Source organism: Streptoalloteichus tenebrarius (assembly GCF_024171885.1).
GTDB lineage: Bacteria > Actinomycetota > Actinomycetes > Mycobacteriales > Pseudonocardiaceae > Streptoalloteichus > Streptoalloteichus tenebrarius.
The window spans coordinates 131,571-147,580 of the sequence record NZ_JAMTCP010000007.1 but is presented as its reverse complement, the minus strand read 5'-3'; the positions used below and the strand labels follow the sequence as shown (position 1 = coordinate 147,580).

Sequence of the window (16,010 nt, the reverse complement as noted above, 5' to 3'; positions counted from 1 at the left end):
GGGGACGGGGTATGGACGAGGCTGTGGTGCCGGCGCTGCGGATGGACAGGGTGTCGAAAGAGTACGGGCGCGGCTCCGGCAGGGTGCGCGCGCTGGACTCCGTCGACCTGCGGGTCGAGCGCGGGAGTTTCGTCGCGGTCATGGGGCCGTCCGGTTCGGGCAAGAGCACGCTGTTGCAGTGCGCCGCCGGACTGGACGAGGTGAGCGACGGGACAGTCCACATCGGACGAATTCCCGTGTCCGGTTTGGACGAGACCCAGCGGGCGATGCTGCGGCGCGACCGCGTCGGCTTCGTGTTCCAGTCCTACAACCTGCTCGCCGGCCTGACCGCAGCCCAGAACATCGAGGTCCCCGTCCGGCTGGCCGGGGGCAGGGTCGACCCGGTGGTGGTGCGGGACCTGGCGTCCCGGGTCGGCGTGGAGGACCTGCTGCGGCGTCGGCCGCACGAGATGTCCGGCGGCCAGCGGCAACGCGTCGCGCTCGCCAGGGCGTTGGTCACCGAACCCGAGATCGTGTTCGGCGACGAGCCCACGGGCGCGCTCGACACCGGGTCCGCGCGCCAGGTCCTCGCGCTCATGCGGGAACTGGTGCACCGGGACGGGCGGACCATCGTCATGGTCACGCACGACCCGGTCGCCGCCGCCCACGCCGACCGCGTGCTCTTCCTCGCGGACGGCAGGATCGTGGACGAGGCGACCAGCCCCAGCGTCGACGGGGTTTTGCGGCGCATGGCGCGTCTGGAGGCAGCGGGATGCTGACCATCCTCCGTGGACTGCGCAGGCTCGGCGGCAACGGCGCCACCCTCGTGGCCCTGGTCGCGACGTCCACCCTGCTCGCGGTGTGCGGTTCGTTGCTGGCCGGCGGCATCCGGGACGAGGTCCCGGCCCAGCGGTACGCGGGAGCGCCGATCGTGGTCGGCGGCTCGGACGTCGCGGTGGTGAGCCGGGAGGGCAGGGAGAAGAGCGTCGACCTCCCCGGGCCGCGCCCCCTGGGCGGCGAGGTCGTGGATGTCGTCCGGGATCGGGCGCGCGGCGCGGGAGCGACCGTGGTGCCGGATGTCTCGGCCAGGGTCGCCGCACGATCCACAGAGGACTGGATTCCGGTCGTGGCGCACGGGTGGTCCGCCCATGTCCTCGCGCCGCTCAGGCTCGTGTCGGGGACGGCGCCCGCCACCTCGGGACAGGTCGTCGTCGACGCCGCGCTGGGCTGGTCGGTCGGGAACACCATCGAGGTGCTGACCGAGTCGGGGCCGCAGTCCCGCACCGTCGTGGGAACGGTCGCCCTGCCCGGCGACGCCGCACCTCGCGAACCCGCGATCTACCTGACCGACGAGTCCGCCCGCGCCATGGCGCGTCGCGGCTCCCAGGACACGGTCGCGGCGGTGGGAATCCTCCCACCCGCCAACGGGTTCGACGCGGAGAAGCTCGCCGAGGACCTGAGCGAGGCCCTGAAGGACAAGGGAGCCGTCGTCGCGACCGGGAACGAGCGTGGCCGCGTCGAGTTCGCCGACGTCGCGCGCGCCCGGGTCGACCTCCAGACGCTGTCCGGCTCCCTCCTCGCGATCGTCGTGCTGGTGACTTTGATCGTCGTGGGTAGCACGTGTGCGGTGGCGTTGTCCCGCCGGCGCGGTGATGTGGCGACGCTGCGCGCCATCGGGGCGACACCGCGCCAGATGGAGCACCTGGTCGTGGCCGAGATGGCGGTCGTCGGGGCGGTGGCGGGCGTGATCGGCTTGGTCCCCGCGAGTCTGATGACGACCGTGCTCGGCGGTCTGCTGCGCGGCGTCGGTCTGCTGCCACGGGACTTCGCGCTCAGCCTGGACGTGATTCCGGGCGTCGCCGCCGTTCTGCTCACGACGCTCATCGCCGTCGCCACCGGGTGGGCCACCGGGCGCAGGTCCGCCCTCGTCTCTCCGGTGGCGGCCATGTCCTCGGCGGCGGCCGACGAACGGGGCGCGCCCCGCTGGATGCTGGTCGTGGGCGGGGCGCTCAGCGTCGTCGGGATCGCCGCGTCGTTCCTGCCGCTCGTGGTCAAGGGCATCGTCGGGGTGGCCGTGGCGAGCGGGGGCGGCCTGCTGCTCGTCTTCGGCGCGGCGCTGCTGACGCGACCCGTCGTCGGCGCCCTGCTCCAGGTGGTGGCCCGCAGACTCCTCGCGTCCACCACACCGCACCGATGGCTCGCCGGAGCGGGAATGGCCGGCCAGGCCGCCCGGCTCGCCGCCGGCGTGGCCCCGATGATGCTGATCGTCGGCATTTCCCTGGTCCAGATCCTCGTCCCCGCCTCACTCGCCGCCGCCGCGCAGCGGGAGGCTGCGGCCGGGCTGAAGACGGACCACGCCGTCGTCGGGAACGGCTTCGGCCTCCCAGCCACGACCGCCCCGGGCGGGGCCGTGGCCGTCGCCCGCCAGAAGGTGGTCGGGGTGACCACCGTCCTCGGAGGACCGGAACGCTTCGACTACCTGGCGACGGGTTTCCGGGGGCGGCTTGGTGAGGTCGTCGACCTCGGCCTCCAACCCGGCGCGACCTGGGACCCGGCCAGCCCGCTCAGCGCCGACCAGGCCGTCGTGGGCACGATGACCGCCGCCTCGCTCGGCGTCTCCGTCGGAGACGAGGTCGAACTCGTCCTCGCCGACGGAGCCAAGGTGACCCCGCGCGTCGTCGGCATCCACGAGCGTGGACTCGGCCTCGGTGACGTGATCGTGAACTACGACCTGCTCACGAGCCACCGCGCCGTGCCAGACGCGGCGGGGAGCACGGCGGATTTCCTTCTCCTGCCACGGAACGCTGAACCTCCCCGGATCGGCGAGATCGTGGCTGCCGCCAAGGCGTTCGGCGGGGGAGGGGACGCTGTGAGCAACGGGATCTTCGCCAGCACCGTGCCCCTGTTCGCGCTCTTCGCCTATGTCGCCGTCTCCGTGGCCAACAGTTTGGTCCTCTCGGTGACCAGCCGGACGAGCACGTTCGCGATGCTCCGCCGGATCGGCGCCGACCGCCGCCAGCTCGCCCGGTCCCTGGTCGTCGAGGGCGTCGGCGTGGTCGTCGCCGCCGTCGGCCTCGGCACGGTCACCGCCCTGCTGCCCATGGTCACCGTGGCCTTCGGGCTGACGGGGAACCCCTGGCCCGCGATCCCGTGGTGGTTCTACCTGGCGGTGGTCGCCGCCGTGTCCGCGCTCGCCATGGCCGCCGTCGTGCTCCCCGGCCGCCTCGTGCTCCACCAACGCCTCGACCGCTGACCCGAACTCTGACCGCCATGCGAGACTGAGCGGGCTCGTCACCCCGCGACGAGCCCGATCCTTGAGAAGGCGCCGGCCTGACATCAGGTCAAGAATCGGTAACGACCCTCCATCGCCCCAGCTCACGAAGGGTCTTCCCCGCGCACGCGGGGGTGAGTCACGACATTGCTTTTATGGGTCGCGCGGTACAGGGTCCTCCCCGCGCACGCGGGGGTGAGTCGGATATGCGGGACTGGATGTCACTGCTGCACACGTCTTCCCCGCGCACGCGGGGGTGAGTCCGCTGAGGACCGCGCTGTTCGAGGTAGGCGCACGTCTTCCCCGCGCACGCGGGGGTGAGTCGGAGATGCAGGGAGTGAGGTCGGGCTTGATCTCGTCTTCCCCGCGCACGCGGGGGTGAGTCGGCCATCCTCCTTGAGGCACAGACCTTGCATCGGTCTTCCCCGCGCATGCGGGGGTGAGTCACAAGGCGTCCGTAGGTCGCCGCCGGACGGAGGGTCTTCCCCGCGCATGCGGGGGTGAGTGGGGGTGAGTCCTGGGTGTGCGGGCAGTGGGCCGGCCCTGACGCGTGTTTCCCCGCGGATGCGGGGTGAGTCGCCGGGACCGCGACGGTGTTGGTCCCGGCTTCGGTCCTCTCCGCCCCGTGAGATGGTGGGGCAGCAGAAGGCCTCCGCCACACTGTGGGGCGTGCCGGGGGCCTTCAGCGATCACTCACTTCTTCGGCGGGTTCGCGGGTTCGCGGGCTTCGGGTCCCCGGGGACGCGCGGGAGCCTCTGGGTGTCGTCGTCGTTGCCCTCGAAATCGTCTCCGGTCACGTGCTCTCACCTCCTCTCGGCACGATGGGGATGCACCACCACCGCGGCAGTGATGTCATCCGTGCTGACGGCGCGACTGGCCTTCACGAGCTGTTCGGCCGCGCCCACCACGTCGGCAGCGTGCGCGGTGAGGATGCTGTCCACATCGGACAGAGGGAGTCGGTGCAGGCCGTCCGACGACAGCACCAGCACCCCCGCCCGACTGGTCACCGCAGCGATGCCGTGGCGCGGCACGGAGGCGACAGCGTGGAGGAGCGATCGGTCATGGGGTCGGGCCTCCTCCTCGGAGGCGCCCAGGTCGCGGAGTCGCTGTCCCTCCGTGTGTGGCGCGGTGAGCCGCCACGCGCCACGGTCGTCACCATCCCAGCCGATCGCCTGGCAGTCGCCCGCCCACCCGATCAGCCAGTCCCCGTCAGGCACCGCCGTCGCCACGACGATCGCGCCGTCCGGCGCATCGGGGTCATCGGGGTCGCACAGGTCGGACGCGGCGACGATCCCCAGGACGGCGCTCGCCCGCCGTGCCGCCACCCTGGCGGCGGTGGCGGCCGCGTCCCGCGCCCACTCCACGACCTCAGGCCGACTTCCTGTGCCATCCACGACCGCCACGGCCAGCCGGTCACGCATCGTGTGATATGCCACGGCGTCCGCGTTGCGGGGCCGTTTGGGGCCTTGCTCCGTCGCGGTGCCGATGCGGGGACGCAGGGGGGAGGGAGTCGTCATACCCACCTTCTCTCCGTGTCATGTGGGAGGGGGTCGGAGGCCATCGGGCTGAAGGTGAGAATGCCGTGGATCAGGCGGGTCAGCAATACTTCTATCGGGCGGCAGTGCGGTTTTCCGAACAATGCACAGCGGATTCCCGGTAGAGGACGCGCTCTAGCGGGTAACCGCCGGTATCTCCGACAGAGGAACGCCATACCCGTGTCGTCCTCATGTTGGGCTGGGAGCCCTGAAGTAGTTGCGGAGTAAGGGATCAGTTGGGGAGGTAGCGCTCGTAGAAGATGTGGTCCTCGGTGATGCCGTGCGTGGTCGCGATTTCGATGACCGAGTCGATGAGGGCGGGTGGGCCGCAGACGTAGAGGTCCGGGAGGACCGGGGTCGACGGGAGGTCGCGCCGGAGGAGGTCGAGGGGCGTGCCGACGTGACCGGACCAGGCGGAGGTCGGGCGCCACACGCTGATGTCGTAAGTGAAGTCGGGGAGGAGCATGCGGATCTCGTCCAGCTCGGCGCGGCCGAGGACGTCGGACTCCTCGTTCACGCCGAGCAGCAGACGGGCCGGCTGCGGGTCCTGCCACTCGGCCATCCGCCGGACCATCGACAGCAGCGGCCCGAGGCCGGTCCCACCCGCGACGAACCAGCGCGGGTTCAGGCCGGTCTCGTGGAGGCCGAACGCGCCCTGGGGACCGTGAACGACAAGGCGGTCGCCAACGCGAGCCTCGTCCCGAAGATACGAGGAGAAATCCCCGCCGGCCCGGAGTCGGATCAGGAACTCCAGTCGTCCTTCCCAATTCCCCGTGTTGCACAGGGAATACGACCGCTTCACGTCCCGGCCCGGGATCTCCAACTGCGCGAACTGGCCGGCGTCGAACTGGCTGCCGAGGGTGCCGTCCTCGTCGGGGTCGAGCTGGAGGTCGAGCCGAACCGTCTCCCGGGCGACCACGCGGAGATCGGCGATCGTCGCGGTGTGGGTGGGGATTCCGCCCATGAGGATGCGGCCGTGGTCATAGGGGAGGTCGACCGTGATGGGTCCACAAGGGACGGTCCTACACAGCAGGACGTCACGTCCCCTGTCGGGTGGGAGAGCCTCCGGGCTGTGGGAGCCGAGCTGGTAGTCGCCGGACGTCACGGTGGCGCGGCAGGACCCACAGGTGCCCTGGTGGCACAGCGAGGGCAGTGAGAACCCCGCTGCCGCCGCCGCGTCCACCACGGTCTGGTCGGAGCCGCACCGGATCTCCAGGACCTCCCCGTCCGCCGTGGTCATGGTCACGGGGTGGGACCCCGAGAGCGTCTGCCGTGCCACCGTGTCCGTCATGGTTACCGCCGTCCCAGCGCCGTCGCGATGTCCTCGGCCGGGTCGCCGACGGTCCGGAGCCCGAACTCGTCCACGATCCGCGCGACCAGGTTCGGCGTCAGGAAGCCCGGCAGGTCCGGTCCAAGGTGGATGTTCCGGATTCCCAGCGCCAGCAGCGACAACAGCACCGCGACGGCCTTCTGCTCCATCCAGGACAACGCGAGCGTGAGCGGAAGTTCGTTGACGTCGCAGCCAAACTCCTTGGCCAACCGCAGCGCGATGGTGATCGCGGAGTAGGTGTCGTTGCACTGCCCGAGATCGAGCAGGCGGGGGATGCCGCCGATCGAACCGAAATCGTGGTCGTTGAAGCGGTACTTGTTGCACCCCAGGGTCAGGATGACGGAGTCCTGCGGCGCGCTGAGGGCCAGGTCCGTGAAGTAGTTCCGCCCTGGCGTGGGGCCGTCGCAGCCGCCGATCAGGAAGAAGTGGCGCACGGCGCCCTGCCGGACCGCGTCCACGATCCGGTCGGTGACGGAGAGGACGGCGTCCCTGGCGAAACCGACGGTGATGGCGCGCTCGGGCTCCTCGGTCTCGGCGAAGCCGGGCATCGCCATGGCGGCCTGGATCACCGGGCGGAAGTCCTCGGTGAGGTGGCGGACGCCGGGCCAGCCGACCGGACCCGTCGTGAAGATCCGGTGCCGGTAGCTGAGGTGCGGCTCGATGATGCAGTTGGACGTCATCAGGATCGGGCCGGGGAACCGCGCGAACTCGACCTGCTGCTCGTGCCACGCGCCGCCGTAGTTGCCGACGAGGTGCTCGTGCGCCCGCAGCGCCGGGTAGCCGTGCGCGGGCAGCATCTCGCCGTGCGTGTAGACGTTGATCCCCGTGCCCGCCGTCTGCTCCAGCAGCGCGGCGAGGTCCTTCAGGTCGTGTCCGCTGACCAGGATCGCCTTGCCCGCCACCGGAGTCGTGCGTACCGCCGTCGGCTGGGGGCTGCCGAAGGTCCCGGTGTTCGCCGCGTCGAGCAGCCGCATGACGTCGAGGTTGAGCATGCCGACGCGGAGCGCGCGCTCCAGGAGCTGGTCGGGGTCGGTGGGGTTGTCGGCGAGGAAGGACAGCAGGTCCTCCACCTCGGCGTAGACCTTCGGGTCGTGCAGCCCGAGCACTGTCGCGTGGTGCGCGTAGGCGCACACTCCCTTGAGCCCGTACAGGCACAGGGCGCGCAGCCCGACGACGTCGGGGCCGACCACGTCCAGTCCAGCCCGCACGCCGACCTCGGCGGCCTGGCGGAGCATGCCATCCAGGTCCGGCTCCGGTGACCACGTCGCCGGACCCGACAGCGCCTCCGGGACGAGCCCCCTGGCGCGGGCCGCCTCCTCGTAGCGCTCCCGCACCCGGTTCCGGACCCCCTCCGCCTCGCGCAGCAGGGAGACGAACCGGGTCGGCGTGAAGTTGACGTTGGTCAGCGTGGTGAACATGGAGAACAGGACGAACCGCGCCGCGTCGTCATCCCCCGCGCCGAGGACCCGCGCCCGGCTCGCGTACTGGGCGATGCCCTTCACGGCGTGCACCAGCAGGTCCTGGAGATCCGCGGTGACCGGTGTCTTTCCGCAGTTCCCCCGCGCCCCCGCGCACCCCGGGGTCTGGCCGGTTCGGTCGGTTTGCTCGCACTGGAAGCAGAACATGCGCACTCCTGACGGAGAGGGTCCGGTGTCCGAAGGCCCGGACGGGGGTTGTCGTTGCTGGGTTGGTGTCTCACGCGGCGCGGGCCGAGCCGCGGTTGAGCAGCGCGGTGAACAGGGTGGCCAGGCCGGCGCACACCGCGAGGAGGGCCAGCCCTGGGCCGTAGTCGTTCAGCGAGCCGTAGAACACCCCCATGAGCAACGGGGGGAGGAAGCCGCCGAGGCCGCCGGCGGCGCCGACCACGCCGGTGACCGCGCCGACCTGTTCGGTGGGCGTGACCATCGCGACCAGCGCGAAGACCGCGCCGCTCGCCGCCCCCAGCGCGACGGCCATCGTCAGGAAGGCGACCGTGCCGACCGGCACCAGGTCCGGGGTGAACGCCTGCACGGCGGCGGCGACCACGACGACGGCCAGGGCGCCGCCCAGCACCCGCGTGGGGCGCAGGCGGTCCGACAGCCAGCCGCCCAGCGGCCGGGCCAGCACGGCGAGCACCACGAAGCCGGCCATGCGGTTGGCGGCGTCGTCCTGGGGGAGCGCGTAGGCGGTGCGCAGGTAGGTCGGCAGGTAGACGGAGAAGGCGACGTAGCCGCCGAAGGCGAGCGCGTACAGCGCCGACGCCTGCCAGGTGATGGGGAGCCGCAGCACCGCGACGAGCCGCCGCGTCATCGGGGCGGCCACGCGCTCACGCCCCGGCGGGTCGCGCAGCAGCAGCGCGGCCACCACCGCGTAGGCGGCGAGCACCGCCGCGGTGATCAGGAACGGGGTGGGCACCCCGGCGGCCTTCACCATCGGCACCGTGGTGAGCGCGCTGATCGCGGTCCCTCCCATGCCGACGCCGAACACGCCGAGGGCGAGTCCGCGTTGGTGCGGGGGGAACCAGCCGTTGACCAGGGGGACGCCGATGGCGAAGGCCGTGCCGCCGATGCCGAGGAAGAACCCTCCACATAGGAGGGTCGCGAGTGAGCCGTGCCCGACAAGGCCCAGCACCAGCACCGGGACGATGGTGGCGGCCGACACCAGCGGGAACATCACGCGCCCGCCGAACCGGTCGGTGAGCGCCCCGACCGGGATGCGGCCCAACGACCCGACGACGACCGGCACCGCGAGCAACAGTGCCTGTTGGAAGGAGCTGATCCCCAACTCGTCCTTGAACAGGGGACCGAGTGGGCTGAGCAGGGCCCACGCCCAGAAGTTCACGGCGAATCCGAGGGTGGCCAGCGCGAGGACGAGCCACCTCTGGCCCGTCCGCGCCGGCGGAGGTTGCGCAGTCGCTGCCGTCACGCCCAGCACTGTCGAGGATCGCGGGACACCGCCAGCAGAGTGGTTGGTCATCATCCGGATGGCCGGACGTCCACGCCGGGACGGGACCTTCGGCCCTGCGTCCGCTCCGCCGTTCCGGTGACGCTTGGCGGGCAACACCCGCGTCGATCACTGGAGGAGCTCCGGTGGACACAGACCCCGGTCGTCCCACTCCGCCCCAACCCCGGATGACCACACCACCCGTCCCGTTGCTGGCGGCCCGCCGCTTCTTCACCGGCGAGGAGCACTCCGTCGACGGCCGGACGCTGCACCAGATCGACAGTGGACAGTGGGAGCGGTTCTACCGGGACCGGTGGGCACACGACAAGGTCGTGCGGTCCACCCACGGCGTCAACTGCACGGGTTCCTGCTCCTGGCAGGTGTTCGTCAAGGACGGCCTGATCACGTGGGAGCACCAGGCCACCGACTACCCGTCGATCGGCCCCGACTCGCCGGAGTACGAGCCGAGGGGGTGCCCGAGGGGCGCCTCGTTCTCCTGGTACACCTACTCGCCCTCCCGGGTGCGCTACCCCTACGTGCGCGGGGTCCTGCTGGAGATGTGGCGGGAGGCCAGGACCAGGCTCGGCGACCCGGTCGCCGCGTGGGCGGAGATCACCGGCGACCCCGAGCGCGCCAGGAGGTTCAAGCGGGCGCGCGGGAAGGGCGGCTTCGTCCGGTCCAGTTGGGACGAGGTCCTCGAACTGGTCGCGGCGGCACACGTGCACACCACGAAGGCGTACGGGCCGGACCGCGTGGTCGGCTTCTCCCCGATCCCGGCCATGTCCATGGCCTCCTTCGCCGCCGGGACCCGCTACCACTCGTTGATCGGCGGCACGTTGCTGTCCTTCTACGACTGGTACGCCGACCTTCCCGTGGCCTCGCCGCAGGTGTGGGGCGACCAGACCGACGTGCCCGAGTCGGCGGACTGGTGGAACACCAGCTACCTGGTCATGTGGGGCTCCAACATCCCGGTCACCCGCACGCCGGACGCGCACTTCCTGACCGAGACGCGCTACCGGGGCACCAAGGTGGTGGCGATCAGCCCGGACTACGCCGACAACGTCAAGTTCGCCGACGACTGGCTCGCCCCGCACCCCGGCACCGACGGAGCGTTGGCCATGGCGATGGGCCATGTCGTGCTCACCGAGTTCTACCGGGACCGCGAGGTGCCCTACTTCGCCGACTACGCGCGCCGCTACACGGATCTGCCGTTCCTGGTCACCCTCGACGAGCGGGATGACGCGTGGGTGCCGGGCAAGTTCCTGACCGCCGCCGACCTCGGCAGCGACGAGGAGCACGCCGAGTTCAGGACGGTGCTGGTGGACGAGACCACCGGGGAACCCGTGGTGCCCAACGGGTCGCTCGGCTTCCGCTGGGGCGAGTCGGGGCAGGGCCGGTGGAACCTCGACCTCGGCGACACGCGTCCGCTCCTGTCGTTGCTCGGCCGCCACAGCGAAACCGTCCCGATCGACCTGCCCCGGTTCGACGTGGGCGACACCGAGGGCGGCAGTGCGATGCGCCGGGGCGTTCCGGTCATGCGCGTGGGCGACCGGCTCGTAACCACCGTCTTCGACCTGCTCATGGCGCAGTACGGCGTGGCGCGGTCGGGACTGCCGGGGGAGTGGCCGGTGTCCTATGAGGACACCGGCCAGCCGTACACGCCGGCGTGGGCGGAACGCATCACCTCGGTCCCCTCGGCCACCGTCACCAGGATCGCCAGGGAGTTCGCCCGCAACGCCGAGCGCACCCAGGGGCGCTCGATGATCGCCATGGGCGCGGGCACCAACCACTGGTTCCACTCCGACACGATCTACCGCGCCCTGCTGTCCCTGGTGCTGCTCACCGGCTGCCAGGGCAGGAACGGGGGTGGCTGGGCGCACTACGTGGGCCAGGAGAAGGCACGTCCGGTCACCGGCATGCAACACCTGGCGTTCGCCTTCGACTGGCAGCGCCCCACGCGCCACATGGCGGGCACCGCGTTCTGGTACCTGGCCACCGACCAGTGGCGCTACGAGGGCTTCCTGGCCGACGAGCTGGCCAGCCCGCTCGGCAGGGGAACCCTGTCCGGCAAGGCCTTCGCCGACTGCAACGCCAAGGCGGCCCGGCTGGGCTGGCTGCCCTCGCACCCCACCTTCGACCGCAACCCGCTGGACCTGGCCGACGAGGCGCGCGCCGCGGGACGCACGGTCAGCGAGCACGTGGTGACCGAGCTGACCGAGGGCAGGCTGCGGTTCGCCGCCGAGGACCCGGACAACCCGGCCAACTTCCCCCGCGCCCTCACGGTGTGGCGGGCGAACCTGCTGGGCTCCTCGGGCAAGGGCAACGAGTACTTCCTGCGCCACCTGCTGGGCACCGACGCCGCCGTCCGCAGCGCCGAGTCGCCGCCGGAGCTGCGTCCCACCGAGGTGGAGTGGCGGGAGGAGGCGCCCGAGGGCAAGCTCGACCTGCTCACCGCCATCGACTTCCGGATGACCTCGACCGGGTTGTTCGCCGACGTCGTCCTGCCCGCCGCGACCTGGTACGAGAAGCACGACCTGTCCAGCACGGACATGCACCCGTTCCTCCACGCCTTCAACCCGGCGATCGCGCCGCCGTGGCAGGCCCGCTCGGACTACGACATCTTCCGAGCGCTGGCCGACCGGTTCGGGGAGCTGGCCGCGCACCACCTCGGGACGCGCACGGACGTCCTGGCCGTGCCCCTGGCCCACGACACACCCGACGAGCTGGCCCAGCCCGGCGGTCGTGTGCGCGACTGGAAGACGGGCGAGTGCGCGCCGGAGCCCGGACGCACCATGCCCAAGCTCGTCACGATCGAGCGGGACTATGCGGCGGTCGGCGAGAAGATGCGCGCGGTCGGCCCGTTGCTCGACGAGCTGGGGCTGACGACCAAGGGCATCACCTACCGCGTCGAGCCGGAGATCGCGTACCTGCGGAGCCAGAACGGCGTTGTCCACAGTGGAGTCGCCGCCGGCCGGCCCTCGCTGGCCACCGCCGAGGACATGTGCGAGGCCATCCTGGCCCTGTCCGCGACGAGCAACGGGCGCCTGGCCACTGAGGGCTTCCGCACGCTGGAACGGCGCACCGGCACGCGCCTGGCGGACCTCGCCGAGGAGAACGAGGGCCGGCGCATCACGTTCGCCGACACCCGGACCCGACCCCAGCCGGTGCTCACCTCACCCGAGTGGTCGGGCAGCGAGACCGGAGGGCGGCGGTACTCGGCGTTCGTGATCAACGTCGAGCGGGACAAGCCGTGGCACACGGTGACCGGGCGGCAGCACTTCTTCGTCGACCACGACTGGATGGCCGAACTCGGCGAGCAGCTCCCGGTGTTCCGGCCGCCGCTGAACATGTACCGGCACTTCGGCGAGCAGGGCGTGGCGGAGGACGGCCGGCCCGAGATCACCGTGCGCTACCTGACGCCGCACTCGAAGTGGTCGATCCACTCCGAGTACCAGGACAACGCGCACATGCTGGCCCTGTCCCGCGGTGGCCCGACGATCTGGATGTCCACTGAGGACGCTCGGGCCATCGGCGTCGCCGACAACGACTGGGTCGAGGCGTACAACCGCAACGGCGTGGTGGTGGCGCGGGCGATCGTGTCGCACCGCATGCCCGCCGGGACGGTCTACATGTACCACGCGAAGGACCGCAACGTGAACGTGCCGCGCACCGAGCTGACCGGGCGGCGCGGCGGCGTCCACAACTCCCTGACCCGCCTGCTGCTCAAACCCACCCACCTCATCGGCGGCTACGCCCAGTTCACCTATGCCTTCAACTACTACGGCCCCACCGGGAATCAGCGCGACGAGGTCACGGTGATCCGCCGTCGCGCCCAGGAGGTGACCTACTGATGCGGGTCATGGCCCAGGTCGCCATGGTGATGAACCTCGACAAGTGCATCGGGTGCCACACCTGCTCGGTGACCTGCAAGCAGACGTGGACCAACCGGGAGGGCGTGGAGTACGTCTGGTTCAACAACGTCGAGACCAAGCCCGGGATCGGCTACCCCAAGCGGTACGAGGACCAGGAGCGGTGGCACGGCGGCTGGGTGCTGGACCGGCACGGCCGCCTCCGGCTCCGCTCGGGTGGCCGGACGCGTCGGCTGCTGAGCCTGTTCGCCAACCCGGACCTGCCGACGCTGGACGACTACTACGAGCCGGCGAGCTACGACTACGACACGCTGATCACCGCGCCCGCCGGCGCCCACACCCCGGTGGCCCGCCCCAAGTCGGCCCTCACCGGCGAGGACATGGCCATCACATGGGGGCCGAACTGGGAGGACGACCTCGGGGGCGCGCCGGAGCACGCCCCGGCCGACCCGAATCTCGCCGGGCTCACCGAGCGGGTGCGCTTCGAGTTCGAACGCACCTTCATGTTCCACCTGCCCCGGATCTGCGAGCACTGCCTGAACCCGGCGTGCGTGTCGGCGTGCCCGTCGGGCGCGATGTACAAGCGGGCGGAGGACGGCGTCGTCCTGGTGGACCAGGACCGGTGCCGGGGCTGGCGGATGTGCGTCAGCGGCTGCCCGTACAAGAAGGTCTACGTCAACCACCGCACCGGCAAGGCCGAGAAGTGCACGTTCTGCTTCCCGCGTCTGGAGGCAGGACAACCCACGGTGTGTGCGGAAACCTGCCCCGGCCGCCTGCGCTACCTCGGCCTGGTGCTCTACGACGCCGACGCCGTGTTGGCCGCCGCGAGCACGCCGGACCCGGCGGACCTGCTGGAGGCCCAGCGGAACGTGTTCCTCGACCCGGAGGACCCGGAGGTGCGCTCGGCCGCGCTCTCCGTGGGGATTCCCGAGGACTGGCTTGACGCCGCGCGCCGCTCCCCGGTGTACAAGCTGATCTGCCGGTACCGGATCGCGCTGCCGCTGCACCCGGAGTACCGCACGATGCCGATGGTCTGGTACGTCCCGCCGCTGTCACCGGTGCTGGACGTGGTGTCGGAGCGGGGCGGGGACTCGGCCGACCCCGACGACGTCTTCCACGCCATCCGGGACCTGCGCATCCCGGTGGAGTACCTGGCCAGCCTGCTCAGCGCGGGCGACAGCGAGGTCGTGGCCGGGGTGCTGATGAAGCTGGCCGCGATGCGGGGCTACATGCGGGCCCGCTCGCTGGACGGCTCGGTCGCGGAGGACCTGCTCGCGGCCACCGGGATGTCCGAAGTGGACATGGAGGAGATGTACCGCCTGTTGGCCGTGGCCAAGTACCAGGACCGGTACGTGATCCCGGCGGCGCACCAGGAGACCGCCGCCGCGCTGTCGTCGCAGAACATGGGGTGCGGCCTCGACGTCGACGGCGGACCCGGCATGGGCGGCGGCGACTTCCCCCTCACCGGGGTCAGGGCGGACGGCCGGATCGGCCTGCCGCTGTTCGTCAGGAACGAGGGGAGGACGTCGTGACCGCGCGAGCCCGACGGTCCGGTCCGGTGGAGGCGGACCCGGAGCGGGGGACGGTGTTCCACCTCCTCTCGCTGCTGCTCCAGTACCCCGACGCCGAGTTGCTCGCGGCCCGGTCCGAGCTGGTCGACGCCGTGGCGGCGTTGCCGGACTCGCCCGCCCGCCACGAGCTGTCCCGGTTCGCGACCTGGTACGCCGACCAGCCGCCCATGGACCTGGCCCGGCACTACGTGGAGACCTTCGACCTCAGACGTCGCTCCAGCCTCTACCTCACCTACTACCTCCACGGTGACACGCGACGCCGGGGGATGGCCCTGCTGGTGCTCAAGCAGCGGTACCGCGCCGCCGGGCTGACCCCGCCGGACGACGAGCTGCCCGACTACCTCCCCCTGGTCTGCGAGTTCGCCGCCCTCGCCGGCCCGGGGACGGGCGAGGCGCCGCTGCGGCAGCACCGGGCGGGCGTCGAGCTGATCCACCGGGCGCTGCGGGACGCCGGCTCGCCCTACGCCGGCCTGCTCGGCGCGCTCACCGCGCTGCTGCCTGGACTGTCCTCTGTGGAGGAATCAGCGGTCGCGGAGCTGGTGGCGGGAGGACCACCCGCCGAGGACGTGGGGCTGGCGCCGTTCGCCCCACCCGAGTACCTGACCGGAACGGGGGCGCGGGTATGACCACAGTGGACGTCGTGTTGTGGACGGTGCTGCCCTACGTGGCGCTGACCGTCTTCGTGGTGGGCCACGTGTGGCGGTGGCGGGTCGACCAGTTCGGGTGGACCACGCGCACCACGCAGGTGCTGGAGAGCCGGTGGCTCCGGCTGGGGTCGCCCCTGTTCCACATCGGCATCCTGATGGCGATCGCCGGGCACGCGATGGGTCTGCTGGTGCCGAAGACGTGGACGGAGGCGGTCGGCGTCTCCGAGCACACCTACCACGTGATGGCGCTCGCCGGCGGTGTGGCCGCCGCGGTGCTGGTCGTGGTCGGCCTGGTGCTGTTGTTGCTGCGGCGCGTGGTGAACGGGCGGGTCCGCCGCACCACCAACCGGATGGACAAGGCGCTGTACCTGGTCCTGACCGCGGTGATCACCTTCGGTGTCGTCGGGACCGTCGGGCGCAACCTCCTCGGGGGCGGCTACGACTACCGGGAGACGATCGCCGTGTGGTTCCGGGGCGTGTTCTGGTTCCACCCGAGGCCGGAACTCATGGTCGACGTGCCCCTGGTGTTCCAGCTCCACGCCCTGAGCGCGCTCGTGCTGTTCGCGATGTGGCCCTTTACCCGGCTCGTCCACGTGTGGTCGGTGCCGCTGGCCTACCTCTGCCGCCCGTACGTGGTCTACCGCCGCCGGAGGCCGCGAACCGCACGGCTGGGCGCCGCCGCCGTGTCCGCCCCGGCAGCCGGTGTGTCAGGTGGACGAGGGCACCGACCCCCACGAGGACCTTCGTTCCGCTGATCGGAGAGACGAGCGGATAGGAGATCTCCCGCCCCGTCTCCACCTCACGCCGCCGCTCCGCGTGGTGGGGCTGACCCAGCGCCCACCGCCCTGGGCGGCGGCGCCGTGGTGGTGGCTCCGTGTGGGCGGCG

Annotated in this window: 10 protein-coding genes and 1 CRISPR repeat array; of the genes, 6 read left to right on the top strand and 4 right to left on the bottom strand. The window is 71.4% G+C overall.

Annotation, left to right across the window (positions count from 1 at the left end):
- Nucleotides 1-11 precede the first annotated feature (11 nt).
- Together LX15_RS09620 and LX15_RS09615 are read left to right on the top strand one after the other, a co-directional pair.
- A complete protein-coding gene (locus LX15_RS09620; RefSeq protein ID WP_253669169.1) occupies nt 12-758 on the top strand; it encodes an ABC transporter ATP-binding protein in 747 nt (248 codons plus the stop codon).
- The gene (locus LX15_RS09615) at nt 752-3,232 is read left to right on the top strand and encodes an FtsX-like permease family protein (RefSeq protein ID WP_253669168.1); all 2,481 of its coding nucleotides are present in this window, start codon (nt 752-754) and stop codon (nt 3,230-3,232) included. Before LX15_RS09620 ends, LX15_RS09615 begins: the two co-directional genes overlap by 7 nt.
- A gap of 135 nt (nt 3,233-3,367) precedes the next feature.
- Nucleotides 3,368-3,757: a CRISPR direct-repeat array (repeat unit 24 nt; unit sequence TCCCCGCGCACGCGGGGGTGAGTC).
- 296 nt (nt 3,758-4,053) lie between these two features.
- On the opposite strand, the gene LX15_RS09610 is transcribed toward LX15_RS09615, so the two are convergent.
- From LX15_RS09610 to LX15_RS09595, 4 genes are all read right to left on the bottom strand, one after another.
- Entirely contained in the window at nt 4,054-4,767 is a 714-nt protein-coding gene (locus LX15_RS09610) for a PP2C family protein-serine/threonine phosphatase (RefSeq protein ID WP_253669167.1), read from the bottom strand.
- Between the two features lie 250 nt (nt 4,768-5,017).
- A complete protein-coding gene (locus tag LX15_RS09605) occupies nt 5,018-6,025 on the bottom strand; it encodes an FAD-binding oxidoreductase (RefSeq protein ID WP_253669166.1) in 1,008 nt (335 codons plus the stop codon).
- Nucleotides 6,026-6,078: 53 nt separating this feature from the next.
- Entirely contained in the window at nt 6,079-7,740 is a 1,662-nt protein-coding gene (gene hcp, locus LX15_RS09600; RefSeq protein WP_253669165.1) for a hydroxylamine reductase, read from the bottom strand.
- A gap of 70 nt (nt 7,741-7,810) precedes the next feature.
- Complete coding sequence (locus LX15_RS09595) at nt 7,811-9,025, bottom strand: MFS transporter (protein WP_372502550.1); 1,215 nt, start codon at nt 9,023-9,025, stop codon at nt 7,811-7,813.
- A 200-nt stretch (nt 9,026-9,225) separates the two neighbouring features.
- Here LX15_RS09595 and LX15_RS09590 point away from each other — a divergent pair, with 200 nt between their 5' ends.
- The 4 genes from LX15_RS09590 to narI are packed head-to-tail and all read left to right on the top strand — an operon-like array spanning nt 9,226 to nt 15,879.
- On the top strand, nt 9,226-12,888 hold the full coding sequence (locus LX15_RS09590; RefSeq protein ID WP_253669164.1) for a nitrate reductase subunit alpha: 3,663 nt from the start codon (nt 9,226-9,228) through the stop codon (nt 12,886-12,888).
- Complete coding sequence (narH, locus tag LX15_RS09585) at nt 12,888-14,438, top strand: nitrate reductase subunit beta (protein WP_253669163.1); 1,551 nt, start codon at nt 12,888-12,890, stop codon at nt 14,436-14,438. The genes LX15_RS09590 and narH overlap by 1 nt, the downstream gene beginning before the upstream one ends.
- Nucleotides 14,435-15,103 (top strand): nitrate reductase molybdenum cofactor assembly chaperone, encoded by a 669-nt coding sequence (narJ, locus tag LX15_RS09580; protein ID WP_253669162.1) that lies wholly within the window; start codon nt 14,435-14,437, stop codon nt 15,101-15,103. Before narH ends, narJ begins: the two co-directional genes overlap by 4 nt.
- Nucleotides 15,100-15,879, top strand: coding sequence for a respiratory nitrate reductase subunit gamma (gene narI / locus LX15_RS09575; protein WP_253669161.1), 780 nt, complete (start codon nt 15,100-15,102; stop codon nt 15,877-15,879). The genes narJ and narI overlap by 4 nt, the downstream gene beginning before the upstream one ends.
- Nucleotides 15,880-16,010 lie beyond the last annotated feature (131 nt).